This is a genomic window from Frateuria sp. GZRR33 (assembly GCF_051900425.1).
Lineage (GTDB): Bacteria > Pseudomonadota > Gammaproteobacteria > Xanthomonadales > Rhodanobacteraceae > Frateuria_A.
In genome coordinates, this window is record NZ_JBHZGK010000004.1 from 185146 (window position 1) to 197754 (window position 12609).

Sequence of the window (12609 nt, forward strand, 5' to 3'; positions counted from 1 at the left end):
TCGCGGTGCGACTTCACGCCGAGTTTAGCGCACGGCTGTTAGCCGGCCGAGACGGACCCGTCAGGAATTCACAGACGGGCAAGAAAGCCGCCGATGGCGCGGCTGTAGTTGGGAATGTCCACCAGGAACGCATCGTGGCCCTGCGGTGAGTCGAGCGCCACGAATTCCACGTCGGCACCGGCGGCGGACAGGCCGGTGGCAATCTGTTCCTGCTGTTCGAGCGGGAACAGGATGTCGGTGCTGACGCCGATCACCAGCGCGCGCTCGATATGGATGCGCTTCAGGCCTTCCATGATGTCGCCGCCGCCATATTCGCCGATGTCGAACCAGTCGCTGGCGCGTGACAGATAGAGGTAGGAATTGGGGTCGAAGCTGCGGACGAAGCGCTGGGCGTGCCCCTGCAGGTAGGACTCGACCTGGAACTCGAAACCGAACGGTTCGTCTTCGCGCTTCTCCGGGTCGAGCCGGATGCGGGCAAAGCGGCCGTTCCACTCCATCGCCGATCGATAGGTGATCACGCCCAGCTTGCGCGCGATGCTCATGCCCATTTCGGGATAGCGACCGCCCTCGCCGTCGTGGCCGCTCTCCAGATGGATGTCGTAGTCGCCACCGTTCCACTGGGGGTCGAGCCGGATCGCCTCGCGCTGCAGCGAGCGGATGGCGATCGCGAAAGGCTGCGCCTGCGGCGCGGTATCGACGCTGATGTGCGCTCGCACGCTGCCCGGATGCAAGACCATGTAGGCCAGTGCGCCCATGCCGCCCATCGAGCAGCCGATGAGGCAGGCGAGGCGTTCGATGCCCAGGCCGTGCCGCACAACCTCGAAGGCGGCGTTGGCGACGTCCTCCAGCGACAACTCGGGAAACGCCAGGCGGTAGGGCTCGCCGGTGGCCGGGTCGATCGAGGCGGGGCAGGTCGAGCCCTTGTCGCTACCCAGCGAGTTGACGCAGATGACGAACCAGCGATCGGTGTCGATCGCCTTGCCGGGGCCGAGCATCCCTTCCCACCAGCCGGGGCTCGGGTCCTGCGCGTTGGACGCCGCATGCGCGCTGGGCGAAAGGCCGGTGAGGATCAGCACGGCATTGGCGCCGGCCGCATCCGGTTGCCCCCAGGTTTCGTACGCCACCCGCGCCCCGTGCAACTGGCCGCCCCGCTTCATCGCGAACGGCGAGGGCAGGACGTGATAGCGGCGGGCGTCGGGGGCTTCCGTGGTCATGGGTGGACCTTGTCGATGACGATCCGTACCGGGTCGGCCCGGTCCACCGGGACCACGCCCGCATCACCCTCCAGGTCGCCGCTCTGGGCGATGGCCTGGCCGCTGGCGCTGACCCGCGCGCCGACGAACACCTTGTCCGCCGAAGAGAGCTTGAACTGCGGTGCCATTGCCATCGCGTCGGTCAAGGTGACCGTGGCCGGCAGCCGGGAGGCGTCCAGCCGTGCCACGGCCAGCGGCATCGGTGGCCCCTGTTCCGCGCGCGCGTAGACGAACAGGGCAGCACCGGGCTTGAGCTTGCCGCGCAGCGCGGGGGCAAGCTGGACCTGCACCGTGAGATGGGGTTCCTCGGCGCTGGCGGCGGAGGCCGGCTTGCCACCGGCACGCGCCTCGGCCACGGCGATCTGTTCGGTGACCGCCCTGGCCACGTTGGAGCCGGGCTCCAGCAGTGGCTGCAGGCGGCGCCAGGTGGCAGCCGAAGCGGCATAGTCCTCGTGCTGGAACTGGCTGATGCCGAGCAGCCAGAGGCCACGCTGGTTGGCTGGGTCCGCCTGTACGGCCTGCTTGAGCAGGTCGAGTGCGCGGCCTTCGATCTTGTGGTCGTCGCGCACCATGGAGTCGGCCTCGGCCCAGCCGACCATCGCCGCGCCGTTCTTCGGATCGAGTCGGAGCGCCTGGTCGTAGGCATCGCGCGCCTGCGCGTTCTGGTGCAGCGCGGCCTCGGTCTGCGCCAGCAACATCCAGCCCTGGAGGTCGTCCGGCTGCTGCTCGAGGTGGTCACGCAGCTCCGCGACCGCCTTGTCGATGTCCATGCTCGGCTGGGCCGTCACGCCGTCCAGCGCCACCGGCGTGCCGACCAGCAGGTACAGCCCGCCGGCCGACAGGGGAACCACGAAGGCGACCGCCAGCACGAGCGCGAACAGGCTGCCCGGACGGCCCTGGCGGCGGCCATGCCGCACCAGCGGCCAGATCAGCAGAGCGAGCGCCGCCGCGATCATCACGGCAGCGATCAGGTAGAACGCGAGCTTCACCAATCGTCCCCTTGTTCGATCGTGGCGTTGTCGACCAGCCGGCTGTCGATGCGCGCCGCGCGGCCGCGTTTGCGGATGGTCACCAGCACGAGGGTGCCGCCCATCAGCAGGAACAGCACAGGGCCGAACCACAGCAGCCAGGTGGAGGGTTTCACCGGTGGGTCGTACAGCACGAAGTCGGAATAGCGATCGACCAGGTATTGCTTGATCTGGTCGTCCGTCTTGCCCTGCTGCATCAGCCCGAACACCTCATGGCGCAGGTCGCGCGCCAGGTCGGCGTTGGAGTCGGCCAGGTTCTCGTTCTGGCAGACCAGGCAACGCAACTGGCGGGTGAGGTTCTGGAAGCGGACTTCCTGGGCGTGATCCTTGAAGGGCAGCGGATCGATGGCCTGGGCGTTTGCCGCGCTGGAGAAGGCCAAGAACAACGCGAAGAGCATCTGTAGGAGCGCCCTTGGGCGCGACCCGGATGCCGCATGGTCGCGCCCAAGGGCGCTCCTACAGGGGACTCCGTGGTTCATGGTGCCTCCTGCTTGAGCTGTGCGATCAGCGGCTTGAGCTCTCGCTGAATCACTTCAGGCGTGAACGGCCCGATGTGCTTGTAGCGGATCGTGCCCCGGGCGTCGATCAGGAAGCTCTCCGGGGCACCGTACACGCCAAAGTCGATCGCAGTGCGGCCGGGCTGGTCGGCGATCACCATGTCGTACGGATTGCCGTGCCGCGCAAGCCAGGCCTTGGCATCCTCGGGCGCGTCCTTGTAGTCGTAGCCGATCAGCGGCACGCCCAGCGAGCGGCCTTCGGCCATCAATACCGGGTGTTCCTCGCCGCAGGCGATGCACCAGCTGGCGAACACGTTGACCAGATAGGGCTTGCCCAGCATCGAGGCCTTGCTGACCGTGCGGGCGGGATCGTCCAGCAGCGGCAGCGAGAACGCCGGCGCGGGCTTGCCGATCAGCGGCGAAGGCACTTCGCGCGGATCGTGCTGGGTGTTCCACCAGATGCCGAAACCGAACAGGCCCACCAGCAGGAGAAAGCCGATCAACGGCAGCGAACGGCTCATGCGCGCGATTCCTCCGCCGGCAGCACCGGCTCGGCCGCGACCTTGGCGGCCGATCGCCTGGCGCGGAAGCGCTTGTCCGCACCGGCCACGAAGCCGCCCAGCATCATGAACAGGCCGCCGGCCCATATCCAGCGCACGAAGGGCTTGGCGTAGAGGCGCAGCGCCCAGGCGCCTTCGAGGTTGTTGGGGTCCATCGGTTCGCCGAGGGCCACGTAAAGGTCGCGGGTGACGCCGGGGTCGATCGCCGACTCGGTCTGCACCTGGCCGCGCGGGTAGGTGCGCTTTTGCGGGTGCATCACGTCGATCGTCTTGCCGTCATGCAGCACGGTTACCGTGCCCTGTTCGGCATGCCAGTTCGGGCCGCGGGTGGCGTCCACCCCATCGAAACGGAAGGTGTAGGCGCCGACGGTCTGCGTGTCGCCCGGTGCCATGCGCACGTCGCGGGTGACGCTCAGCGACTCGGACAGCAGCACGCCCACCAGGAACACGCCGAGACCGAAGTGCGCCAGCAGCATGCCGGCCATCTCGGCCGGATACCGCCGCCCACGCGGCATCTCGCGCCAGCGCTTGTAGACGTACAGCAGCGTGCCGACGCCGCACCACACCGCGGCCGCTACACCGGCGATCGCCTTGGCCTGGCCATCCACGAAGAAGGCGGCGACGATGGCGCAGGCGACTGCGGCGATGGCCACCCGCAACAGCACGCTCTTGAGCGGACCGGCGTCGCTCTTGCCCCAGCGCAGGAACGGCCCGAACGGCAGCAGCAATACTACCGGGAGCATCAGCAGCGGGAACAGGAAGCCGAAGTAGGGCGGGCCGACCGAAATCTTGCCCAGGTGCAGCGCGTCGCCGATCAGCGGAAACAGCGTGCCCAGCAGCACCATGGCTGCGGCAACGGTGAACATCAGGTTGGCGATGACGATCACCGTTTCGCGCGAAAGCAGGGCGAATGCCTTGCCACCGGCCACCTTGGGCGCCCGCAGCGCGTACAGCAGCAGCGAGCCGCCGATCACGATCGCCAGGAAGGCCAGGATGTACAGGCCGCGGCGAGGGTCGGAAGCGAACGCGTGCACGCTGGTCAGCACGCCCGAGCGCACCAGGAACGTGCCCAGCAGCGACAGCGAGAAGGCGAAGATCGACAGCAGGATGGTCCAGGCGCGCAGCGAACCGCGCTTTTCCGTGACCGCCTGCGCGTGGATCAGCGCCACGCCCACCAGCCACGGCATGAAGCTGGCGTTCTCCACCGGATCCCAGAACCACCAGCCGCCCCAGCCCAGCTCCGCATAGGCCCACCAGCTGCCGGCAACGATGCCGCAGGTCAGGAAACCCCACGCCGCGTTGGTCCACGGCCGTGCCCAGCGCACCCACCCCTGTTCCAGTGCACCGCCGAGCAGCGCAGCGATGGAGAAGGCGAAGGCGACCGAGAAGCCCACGTAGCCCATGTAGAGCACGGGCGGGTGGAAGGTCATGCCCGGGTCCTGCAGTACCGGGTTCAGGTCGCCGCCGTCCGGCGGCATCGGCAACAGGCGCGCGAACGGATTGGAGGTGAAGATGATGAAGGCCAGGAAGCCCACCGCCACGATGCCGAGCACGCCCAGTACGCGCGCCAGAAATGCCTCGGGCAACTGTCGGCTGAAGGCGGCCAGCGCGACCGTCCAGACGTTGAGGATCATCACCCAAAGCAGCATCGAGCCCTCGTGCGCACCCCACACCGCGGCGATGCGGTAGTACCAGGGCAGGGCGAGGTTCGAGTTGTCGGCGACGTATTGCACCGAGAAGTCGAAGGTGAGGAAGGCCCACACCAGCAGGCCGAACGCCATCGCCACGAACACGGCCTGGCCTGCGGCGGCGGGACGCGCCACGGCCATCAACGCACGGTTGCCCCGCCAGGCGCCGATCAGCGGCAGCACGCCCTGCGCCAGGGCGAGCAGCATGGCGAGGATGAGGGCGAGCTGGCCGAGTTCGGGAGTCATTGCGGGGCCTCGTTGGCGGCCACGGCCTTGCCGTGGTGCGCCTTCTCCATGGCGTCCTTCAGTTCCTTGGGCATGTAGGTTTCGTCGTGCTTGGCGAGCACTTCGGTCGCGACGAAATGGTCGCCAGCCATGTGTCCCGTGGCGATCACCGACTGGTTGTCCCGAAAGAGGTCGGGAAGGATGCCGGTGTATTCGACGGGAAGCGCACCATCGGCGTCGATGACGGTGAAATCGACCTTCAGCGAATTGCCCGAGCGCTCGATCGAACCGGCCTTGACCATGCCGCCCAGGCGGAAGGTCTTGTACGCCTCGGCCTGGCCGGCGTGCACCTGGCTCGGGGTGAACAGGTAATTCATGTTCTGCTGCAGGGCGAACACGGTCAGCCCCACCGCCACCACGGCGGCGGCGAGCACGAGCAGGACGATGATCAGGCGGCGTTTGCGGGTCGGGTTCATGGATTCACGGCGGGCGAGGCAGCACGTTGCTGGCGCGCCGTTTGACGTGCCAGGCGCGCGCGAAGTTCACGCAGGTTGCGGCGGCGGCGCAGCAGCGGGGAAATGAAATCAGCGAACAGCACGAGGAAAAACACGACATAAGCCGGCCACACGTACGCGGCGTAGCCGCCCATGGCGAGGAACTGGCTCATGCCTGCCCTCCCGTGGCCTTATCGCCGGTGGCGATCCTGCGCACCCACTCCTTGCCGCCTTCCAGTTCCAGCAGGTCGGCGCGCACGCGCCCGAACAGGCTGGCGACGTAGTACAGCTTGGTCGCAACCATCATGGTCAGCAGCGGCCAGAGCATGTCCATGCTGATCTTGGAGGGACCCAGGATGCGCACGGTCGAGCCCTGGTGCAGCGTGTTCCACCAGTTCACCGAGAAATGCACGATCGGCACGTTGATGATGCCGATGATGGCCAGGAACGCGGCGGCGCGAGCGCCCTGGCGGCGATCCTCGAACGCGTGGTACAGCCCGATCACGCCCAGGTAGAGAAACAGCAGCACCAGCTCGGACGTCAGCCGCGCATCCCAGGTCCACCAGGTGCCCCACATGGGCTTGCCCCACAAGGAGCCGGTAACCAGGGTGATGAAGGTGAAGGCTGCGCCGATCGGCGCCGATTCCATCGCCACGGCTTCTGCCAGTTTGATCCGCCAGACCAGCGCGATGAACGAGGCGACCGCCATGACCCCGTAGATGAACAGCCCCATCCATGCGCTGGGTACGTGGATGAAGATGATCCGGTAGGCGTCGCCCTGCTGGTAGTCGGCCGGGGCGAGCACCAGGCCGCCGTACAGGCCGATCACGCCGGCAATCAGCGCCAGCGCCAGGAACCATGGCCGCAGCGTGCCGGCGAAGCGGTAGAAGATCGGCGGCGAGCCGAGCTTGTGCAGCCAGAGGGGGATCCACTTGGACATGGTCTTATGCGTCCAAAGCAATGCGAAGGGCGGCGGCGCAGGCCAGCGGTGCGAGCACCAGGGCGAGGACGAGCGCCGCGCCGAGCCAGGCGATCGGGGCCACCCACGGTAACCCCTGTTGGGCGGCAGCGACCGCACCTGCGGCAAAGATGACCACCGGCACGCACAGTGGCAGCAGCATCAGGGCGAGCAGCATACCAGAGCGCCGTGTCCCGGCCGTCAGCGCGACCAGCACGGCGCCGAGCAGGCTGAGCATCGGCGTGGCCAGCAGCAGGGCCAGCATGAGCACGCCCATCACCGGCACGGGCAGGTGCAGCATGCCGGCCAGCAGAGGTGCGATCACGATCAGCGGCAGGGCGGTAGTGAGCCAGTGCGCGAGGATCTTCATGCCGAGCATCAGCGCCAGTGGCTGTGGGGCGAGCACAAGTTGCTCGAGTGAGCCGTCCTCGATATCGCTCCGGAACATGGCATCGAGCGCCAGCAACATGGCCAGCAACACGGTGACCAGCACGACGCCGCCCGCGATGCGTTGCAGCAGCGCGTCTTCGGGTCCCAGGGCGAAGGGGAACAGCGTGGCCACGATCAATGCGTAGAGCACCGGCATGGCGATGTCGCCGCGGCGCCGCCAGGCGAGCGTGAGATCGCGCTGCAGTACCGCCGCACAGGCGCGGGCAACGGAAGCGTGACTCACGCCGCGGCCCTCCAGACGCGATCTCTCCCGGCCCGGCAGGGGTAAAGGCTCGGGGAGAGGGGGATGCCCCTCGTTCGAGACTCCCCGGCCGACCAGCGGTGAGCCACGTCAGCCATGCATGCGGATCCGCTTGGGCTCGCCGCCATGGAAGCTCACCGCCCCATGGCTGGTCACCAGCGCCGCACCACCCTCGATCACGTGCATCTCCAGCAGCCGGTTGACCAGCGCGATGCCCGCGCGGTCGAGGTTCGCGTACGGTTCGTCCAGCAGCCACAGCACGGCGGGCAGCAGCAACAGCCGGGCCAGCGCGGCGCGCTTCTTCTGGCCCGCGGACAGGCGACGCACCGGTTCGTCTTCGTAGCCGGCCAGCCCGACCTCGGTCAGCACGGAGGCGGCGCTGCGCCCCTCGCGCATGCCGTGCAGCCCGGCGGCGATGTGCAGGTTCTCGCGAGGGCTCATGTCCATCTTCAGGCCCAACTGGTGGCCAAGGAACAGCACCTCGCCGGCGCACGCGTCGCGGTTCCAGCGCGCCCCGCGCCACCTCAACTCGCCTTCGCCGACGTGGAGCAATCCGGCCAGCAGCCGCAGCAGCGTGGTCTTGCCGCTGCCGTTGTCGCCCTCCACCAGTGCCAGTTCGCCCGCATGCAAGGCGAAGTCCAGCGGGCCGAACACCGGCTCGTCGGCGCGCAGGAAGGACAGGCCCCGCGCTTCAAGCAGCGGGATGGCGTGGGAGGAAGTCATCCGGGGAATTGTCCGCAATGCGTGCGCGGGTTGTCCATGCGGTGTGGGGGCGCACCTGGGCGGGGTTCCGGCAAGGCTTCCCCATCCGCCCTTCGGGGCACCTTTCCCCGCGTGGGGGGAAGGCTTGAATCCCGCCTCCTCCAAGCCTTCCCCGTGCGCGGGGGAAGGTGCCGCCCCCGTGAAACGGGGAAGGACCGATATGTCACCCGTCCGAGCCTTCCCCCGCACGCGGGGGAAGGTGCCGACAGGCGGATGGGGGAAGCCTTGCTGGGAGCCAACCCCTCACCGCAAGCGCAACTCCGCCGCCCCCGCGCCGTGCCCGACCAGCCAGGCATTCTGTCCGTACCGGTCGCCCAGCCGCTCCAGTGCATGAGGGGCGATGCCCACGATCCAGAAGCTCGGTTCGCGCCAGCCATCGGTTCCCTTGCCCAGCGCCGGATGAATGTCGAGCGAGGCGTCGGCCCGAAGATCGGCGAGCAGGCGCCGTTGCGCCGCGCGGTTGGTCGCGGGCGGCTGCGGCCGGGAGCGCGGGTTCCAGGCGGTGAAGAATCCCCAATCGCGGTTGCTGGCCACTTCCCGCAACGCTACCGGCAGAGGCTCGCCGATCCGGATGATCGCGGCACCGCCGGTTCGCAGACGCACGCGGTAGGCGCTGCGGCGGTAGGCCTTCAGCAGCTCCTCATCCATGGCGCAGTGGCGGCAGGGGCGGCAGCGTGGCCTTGAGCGTGGCGATGGCGGCGTCCAGATCGACCGAGGCCGCGTCATTGGAGTCGCGCAGCAACTGCTCCAGCAGCAGGTCCTGCGCCCGCCCGCGCTCGAGCGCGTAGGCGTAGGGCAGGTGAGTGAAGGTGACCATGCGGTAGCGCGCCATGAAGTGTTCCGGCACCGCCGCCGCCAGGCGCGCGCCAAGCTCGCGTTTGGCCAGGTAGCGCGGGTCCGCGACCGAGTCGCGCATCTCCACGTAGTTTTCCAGCGCCATCGCCGCGATCGCATCGGCATTCGGCTGGCGGATGCGCTGGAACTGGGCGAAGGCCTCGGCCGGCTCGCTGCCGTCGAGCAGTCCGGCCAGCACCACGGTGTCCTCGAAACCGCAGTTCATGCCCTGGCCGTGGAAGGGCACGATGGCGTGGGCGGCGTCGCCCACCAGCAAGGCGCGACCGCCAAGGTGCCAGCGATCGAGATAGAGCGTGGCCAGTGTGCCCACCGGGTGCGCGTCGAAGTCCTCGGCAAAGCCGGGCAGCAGGGGCAGCAGGTCGGCGAAGTCGTCCCGGAAGAACTGCTCGGCCGCGCGCGCATCCGGGAGGGTTGCGAAGCTCGGGTGCGGTCCCTGCGCAGGCAGGAACAACGTGACGGTGAAGCTGCCCTCGGTATTGGGCAGGGCGATGCACATGTAGCCGCCACGGGGCCAGATGTGCAGCGCGTTGGGTTCGATCGCGAACTGAGCATGGCCGCCACTGTCCCGGAGCAGCGCCGGCGGCAAGCGGGAAGCGGGTGGAATTTCCAGTTCCTTGTAGCCATGTCCCAGCCACTCGGTGCGCTCGCCCAGCGGATGATGGGCGTTCATCGCCGCGCGGAGGCTGGAGCCGGCGCCGTCAGCGCCAATCAGTACGGGCGCGTCGAGTTCGCGCTCGATCCCGTCGAGGTCGGCCACGCGCATGCGCCCGGCATTGAAGTCGGCCGATACCAGGCCCTGGCCGAAATGGAAGCGCACGCCGGCTGCTTCGGCCGCATCCAGCAGCAGCATGTTGAGGCCGCTGCGGGAAACCGACCAGATCACCTCGCTGTCGTCTACGCCATAGCGCTGCAGTCCGCTGCGCCCGTCGGTGGTGTGCACCATGCGGCCGCGCATCATCACGGCATGCCGCAGCACATCCTCGGCCAGGCCCGCGCTACGCAACGCCTGCAGGCCACGCTCGGCCAGCGCCAGGTTGATCGACCGGCCACCGGCAAAGCCGGCGACGCGTGGATCCGGACGCTTTTCGAACACGTCCACGGCAAAGCCACGCCGCGCCAATTGCTGGGCCAGCAGCGCGCCGACCAGGCCGCCGCCGATCAGGGTGAGGGAGGGTTTGCTGCTCATGGGCGATCCGTTGCTTCGCATCGCCGAACTGTTCCGCAAGCGGGGCGGGGTTGCAATGCTTGCGGCCTTTTCCCTTCTTGGACGTGGCTCTGGCTCCCTATCCCCACGGGGAGATGGCTGGGATGAGGGGCCGTTCTTGCGGAGAAGTGGTCGGAACGAAGTTGTCGGCCGGGCAGCTATGGAGCGGCTCCCCGCGAGCCCCGGCTCCTCATCCCAACCTTCTCCCCGGAGGCAGAACGGGCGAAGGTCGTCCTGACGGACGAGCGTCGCTGATAAGACCTGATCAGCCCTTGCGGGTCTTGTTCGGCGGCGTCTGCGCGGCGGCGTCGAGGAAGCCGCGTTGCATCGACTTCCAGGCGTCCAGGTTGCGCTCGGTCAACTCGTTGAGCATCGACCAGGGCGTCTGCCCCATCAAGCTGTTGAGCTGGGCGCGGAACTGCTGCTGCTGGTCGAGGAACACCTGCAGGCTGCGCTCCAGGTAGGGACCCATGAACCCCTGCAACGAATCGCCGTAGAAGCGGATGATCTGGCTGAGCAGCTGCGGCGACAGCATCGGCTGTCCCTTCTCCTCGTGCTCGGAGATGATCTGCAACAGCACCGAGCGGGTCAGGTCCTCGCCGCTCTTGGCATCGCGGACCTCGAAGGTTTCGCCGTCCAGTACCAGCTGACGGACTTCTTCCAGCGTGATGTAGCTGGAGATCTCCGTGTCGTAGAGCCGGCGGTTCGGATACTTCTTGATGATGCGCAGTTTTTGTGCCATGCGGCACACGCTAGCAGAACGTATTGCGCTGCACCAGACATCCATGCTGCACCCGCCGGTGCAGCAAAGAAACCCATGCCGCTACGCGTCAATGGCCCACGGCGCCCCCCGCGCTGCCGAACGGCGGCCGGGCAAACCAGAGGATCGGGATCAGCAGCACGAACAGCACTGCGCAGGCGAGGAAGACGTCGTTCACCGCCAGGGTCAGCGACTCGCGGGTGACCAGCTGGTTGAGCAGGCCCAGACCCTGCGTGTGCGACAGGCCCATGTGCGATGTCTGCTGGAGGAAGCCGGTGGCAGCCTGGTGCGTCGCGTCGATGTTCTCGGTCAGCGTGGCGTGGTGCGTCTCGCCCCGGTGCTGCCAGAGCGTCACCGTCACCGCGGTGGACATGCTCGAGCCCATCGTGCGGCAGAAGTTGGACAGGCCGGTGGCGCTGGCGATCTGCTCCGGCGGCAACCCGGACAGGTAGATCTGGTTGAGCGGGATGAAGAAGCAGGGGATGGCGATGCCCATTACGAAGCGCGGCCACACCAGCGACGAGAACGAGGCCAGGCTGTTGAAGGTGGAAAACCAGTAGGAGGTGATGGCGAACACGATGAACGAGAACGTCACAACGCCGCGCAACTCGAGCCGGTGCAGGTTGCGACCCAGTATCGGCGCCATCAGGAAAGCCAGTACACCCACCGGCGCGGTGGCCAGGCCTGCCCAGGTGGCTGTGTAGTTGAGCGTCACCTGCAGCCACAGGGGGAACACCACGTTGATGCCGAAGAACGCGAACATGCCGAGCGTCAGGGCGATCACGCCCACGGTGAAGTTGCGCTCCTTGAAGAGCGCCAGCTCCACCACCGGATGCTTCGCGTGCAACTCCCATACGATCAGGAACGTCAGGCAGACCAGCGCCACGATGCCGAGCGTGGTGATCATCGGCGAGGCGAACCAGTCGTTGTCGTTGCCGTTGTCCAGCATGAACTGCAGCGCACCCACGCCGACCACCAGCAGCCCGAGGCCGACGGCGTCGATCGGTGTCTTGGCGGTCTTGGTCTCGCGCTTGTGCAGCAGGCCCCAGGTGATTACCGCCGCGGCCAGGCCCACCGGAAGATTGATGTAGAAGATCCACGGCCAGGAGAAGTTATCGGTCAGCCAGCCCCCAAGGATCGGGCCGAAGATCGGCGCCACGACCACGGTCATCGCCCACAGCGCCAGCGCGATGCCCTGCTTGGCCTTCGGGTAGCTCGACAACAGCAGGGTGAGCGACAGCGCCACCATCGGGCCGGAACCGGCACCTTGCAACAATCGGGCGATCACCAGCAGCGGCATCGAAGTGGCCAGGCCGCAGACCATGGAGAAGGTGACGAACAGCAGCACCGATACGACGAAGCTGCGTACCTCGCCGAACCGTCGCGCGATCCAGCCGGTCAACGGCTGCATGATCGCGCTGGCCAGCGCGTAGGAGCTGATCGTCCAGGTGCCTTCGCTCGGACTCACGCCCAGGCTGCCGGCGATGTGCGGTACCGCCACATTGACGATGGTCATGTCCAGCACTTCCATGAAGGTGCTGAACGCGACGGCGATGGTGAGCAGCACCAGCGCCGCGCCATGCAGGGGCGGCAGCGGCGTGTGGGTGTCGTTGGGCGTGGCGGCCATGGGGAGG

14 protein-coding genes are annotated in these 12609 nt (G+C 67.7%); all 14 read right to left on the minus strand.

The features are described 5' to 3' along the window. Window positions 1–68 precede the first annotated feature (68 nt). Window positions 69–1214 carry a homoserine O-acetyltransferase MetX gene (metX, locus tag ACFWZU_RS06765; protein WP_439700644.1) on the minus strand — a complete coding sequence of 382 codons (1146 nt, stop codon included), beginning with the start codon at window positions 1212–1214 and terminating at the stop codon, window positions 69–71. Then, window positions 1211–2242, minus strand: a complete 1032-nt coding sequence (locus ACFWZU_RS06770) for a tetratricopeptide repeat protein (protein ID WP_439700645.1) — start codon at window positions 2240–2242, stop codon at window positions 1211–1213. Before ACFWZU_RS06770 ends, metX begins: the two co-directional genes overlap by 4 nt. Further along, window positions 2239–2679, minus strand: coding sequence for a cytochrome c-type biogenesis protein (locus tag ACFWZU_RS06775; RefSeq protein WP_439700646.1), 441 nt, complete (start codon window positions 2677–2679; stop codon window positions 2239–2241). Before ACFWZU_RS06775 ends, ACFWZU_RS06770 begins: the two co-directional genes overlap by 4 nt. A 77-nt stretch (window positions 2680–2756) precedes the next feature. Next, window positions 2757–3299 carry a DsbE family thiol:disulfide interchange protein gene (locus ACFWZU_RS06780; RefSeq protein ID WP_439700647.1) on the minus strand — a complete coding sequence of 181 codons (543 nt, stop codon included), beginning with the start codon at window positions 3297–3299 and terminating at the stop codon, window positions 2757–2759. Further along, entirely contained in the window at window positions 3296–5272 is a 1977-nt protein-coding gene (locus tag ACFWZU_RS06785) for a heme lyase CcmF/NrfE family subunit (protein ID WP_439700648.1), read from the minus strand. The genes ACFWZU_RS06780 and ACFWZU_RS06785 overlap by 4 nt, the downstream gene beginning before the upstream one ends. Next, on the minus strand, window positions 5269–5727 hold the full coding sequence (gene ccmE / locus ACFWZU_RS06790; protein ID WP_439700649.1) for a cytochrome c maturation protein CcmE: 459 nt from the start codon (window positions 5725–5727) through the stop codon (window positions 5269–5271). Before ccmE ends, ACFWZU_RS06785 begins: the two co-directional genes overlap by 4 nt. Continuing rightward, window positions 5724–5918: a heme exporter protein CcmD gene (gene ccmD / locus ACFWZU_RS06795; protein WP_439700650.1), complete on the minus strand. Its 195-nt coding sequence runs from the start codon at window positions 5916–5918 to the stop codon at window positions 5724–5726. The genes ccmE and ccmD overlap by 4 nt, the downstream gene beginning before the upstream one ends. Next, window positions 5915–6685, minus strand: coding sequence for a heme ABC transporter permease (locus tag ACFWZU_RS06800; protein ID WP_439700651.1), 771 nt, complete (start codon window positions 6683–6685; stop codon window positions 5915–5917). Before ACFWZU_RS06800 ends, ccmD begins: the two co-directional genes overlap by 4 nt. A 4-nt stretch (window positions 6686–6689) precedes the next feature. Next, window positions 6690–7376 carry a heme exporter protein CcmB gene (gene ccmB, locus ACFWZU_RS06805; protein ID WP_439700652.1) on the minus strand — a complete coding sequence of 229 codons (687 nt, stop codon included), beginning with the start codon at window positions 7374–7376 and terminating at the stop codon, window positions 6690–6692. 108 nt (window positions 7377–7484) lie between these two features. Next, window positions 7485–8117 (minus strand): cytochrome c biogenesis heme-transporting ATPase CcmA, encoded by a 633-nt coding sequence (gene ccmA, locus ACFWZU_RS06810; protein WP_439700653.1) that lies wholly within the window; start codon window positions 8115–8117, stop codon window positions 7485–7487. A gap of 282 nt (window positions 8118–8399) precedes the next feature. After that, window positions 8400–8804 (minus strand): DUF3293 domain-containing protein, encoded by a 405-nt coding sequence (locus ACFWZU_RS06815; protein ID WP_439700654.1) that lies wholly within the window; start codon window positions 8802–8804, stop codon window positions 8400–8402. Then, the gene (locus tag ACFWZU_RS06820; protein WP_439700655.1) at window positions 8797–10197 is read right to left on the minus strand and encodes an FAD-dependent oxidoreductase; all 1401 of its coding nucleotides are present in this window, start codon (window positions 10195–10197) and stop codon (window positions 8797–8799) included. Before ACFWZU_RS06820 ends, ACFWZU_RS06815 begins: the two co-directional genes overlap by 8 nt. 283 nt (window positions 10198–10480) lie before the next feature. Further along, the gene (gene phaR, locus ACFWZU_RS06825; RefSeq protein WP_439700656.1) at window positions 10481–10957 is read right to left on the minus strand and encodes a polyhydroxyalkanoate synthesis repressor PhaR; all 477 of its coding nucleotides are present in this window, start codon (window positions 10955–10957) and stop codon (window positions 10481–10483) included. An 88-nt stretch (window positions 10958–11045) separates the two neighbouring features. Then, entirely contained in the window at window positions 11046–12602 is a 1557-nt protein-coding gene (locus ACFWZU_RS06830) for a DHA2 family efflux MFS transporter permease subunit (RefSeq protein WP_439700657.1), read from the minus strand. Between the last annotated feature and the right edge of the window lie 7 nt (window positions 12603–12609).

Bases quoted from the DNA above. Each gene is read 5' to 3' on its own strand.
- ccmE (WP_439700649.1), bottom strand. From the start codon at position 5,727: ATGAACCCGACCCGCAAACGCCGCCTGATCATCGTCCTGCTCGTGCTC.
- ccmA (WP_439700653.1), bottom strand. From the start codon at position 8,117: ATGACTTCCTCCCACGCCATCCCGCTGCTTGAAGCGCGGGGCCTGTCC.
- ACFWZU_RS06815 (WP_439700654.1), bottom strand. From the start codon at position 8,804: ATGGATGAGGAGCTGCTGAAGGCCTACCGCCGCAGCGCCTACCGCGTG.
- ACFWZU_RS06785 (WP_439700648.1), bottom strand. From the start codon at position 5,272: ATGACTCCCGAACTCGGCCAGCTCGCCCTCATCCTCGCCATGCTGCTC.
- ACFWZU_RS06820 (WP_439700655.1), bottom strand. From the start codon at position 10,197: ATGAGCAGCAAACCCTCCCTCACCCTGATCGGCGGCGGCCTGGTCGGC.
- ccmD (WP_439700650.1), bottom strand. From the start codon at position 5,918: ATGAGCCAGTTCCTCGCCATGGGCGGCTACGCCGCGTACGTGTGGCCG.
- ACFWZU_RS06830 (WP_439700657.1), bottom strand. From the start codon at position 12,602: ATGGCCGCCACGCCCAACGACACCCACACGCCGCTGCCGCCCCTGCAT.
- phaR (WP_439700656.1), bottom strand. From the start codon at position 10,957: ATGGCACAAAAACTGCGCATCATCAAGAAGTATCCGAACCGCCGGCTC.
- metX (WP_439700644.1), bottom strand. From the start codon at position 1,214: ATGACCACGGAAGCCCCCGACGCCCGCCGCTATCACGTCCTGCCCTCG.
- ACFWZU_RS06775 (WP_439700646.1), bottom strand. From the start codon at position 2,679: ATGCTCTTCGCGTTGTTCTTGGCCTTCTCCAGCGCGGCAAACGCCCAG.
- ACFWZU_RS06780 (WP_439700647.1), bottom strand. From the start codon at position 3,299: ATGAGCCGTTCGCTGCCGTTGATCGGCTTTCTCCTGCTGGTGGGCCTG.
- ACFWZU_RS06800 (WP_439700651.1), bottom strand. From the start codon at position 6,685: ATGTCCAAGTGGATCCCCCTCTGGCTGCACAAGCTCGGCTCGCCGCCG.